The 1123-nt window shown below is 65.6% G+C and carries 1 protein-coding gene; it reads left to right on the top strand.

Annotated features, from left to right (window positions below; all coding sequences use genetic code 11):
* Positions 1–332: 332 nt before the first annotated feature.
* A partial coding sequence (locus AC1D00_RS42315; RefSeq protein WP_477014805.1) for an AMP-binding protein occupies positions 333–1123 on the top strand: 791 nt, incomplete at its 3' end.

Below are 1123 nucleotides of genomic sequence, written 5' to 3'. Positions count from 1 at the left end.
CCGCAGCCAAGCCCGCCGGCGCCAAGCATGCCGCGGCGAAGCCCGCCGAGAAGCCCGCAGCAAGCGGCGATCAGGCGGCGAAGCCCGCCAAGCCCAAGGCCGCGACCAAGCCTCCGGCCAAGCCGGCCAACAACAGTTAACGCCCCTCGGAATTGAACCGCGGCCCGCGCTTCGCACTTGCGGCAACGCGGCTTGCGACGATTCCGGTAGCCACTTTCCGACCTTTGCCCTAAGCCTCGACGGCTTGCCACCCGGTCCGGCAGGCTCGATACTGGCGGCAATGAGGCAAGCCCGAGATACAACGGGCTCTGATGCAGGAGAGGGGAGTTTCCATGGAGCGCATCTGGCTTAAGCAATATCCGCCCGGCGTGCCCGCCGATATCGAGCCGACACAATACGCATCGCTGGTCGACCTTCTGGAGGAGAGCTTCACCAAGTTCGCCGACCGCAAGGCGTTCATCTGCATGGACAAGTCGATCAGCTACCGCGACCTCGACCAGATGTCGGTTGCGCTGGCGGCCTATCTGCAAGGCCGCGGACTCCAGCGCGGCGCCCGCGTCGCCATCATGATGCCGAACGTGCTGCAATATCCGGTCGCCACCGCCGCGGTGCTGCGCGCCGGCTTTGCGGTGGTCAACGTCAATCCGCTCTACACGCCGCGCGAGCTCGAGCATCAGCTCAAGGATTCCGGCGCCGAAGCCATCATCGTGCTGGAGAATTTTGCCCACACGGTCGAGCAAGTGATCGCGAAGACGTCGGTGAAGCACGTCATCGTCGCCAGCATGGGCGACCTGCTCGGCTTCAAGGGCGTGATCGTCAACCTCGTCGTCCGCCGCGTCAAGAAAATGGTCCCGGCCTGGTCGCTGCCGGGCGCCGTGTCCTTCAATGACGCGCTCTCGGCCGGCCGCGGCCTGACGTTCAACAAGCCGAAGCTGTCGCCCGGCGACGTCGCCTTCCTGCAATATACCGGTGGCACCACCGGCGTCTCCAAGGGCGCGACGCTGCTCCACCGCAACATCGTCGCCAACGTGCTGCAGAACGATGCCTGGCTCCAGCCGGCGCTGGCGCAGCCGCCGCAGATCGACCAGCTCCTGATCGTCTGCGCGCTGCCGCTCTATCACAT

Source organism: Bradyrhizobium sp. P2_E8 (genome assembly GCF_056403875.1).
Note: the sequence above shows the minus strand (reverse complement) of the source record. Positions and strands in the feature narration are given on the sequence as shown.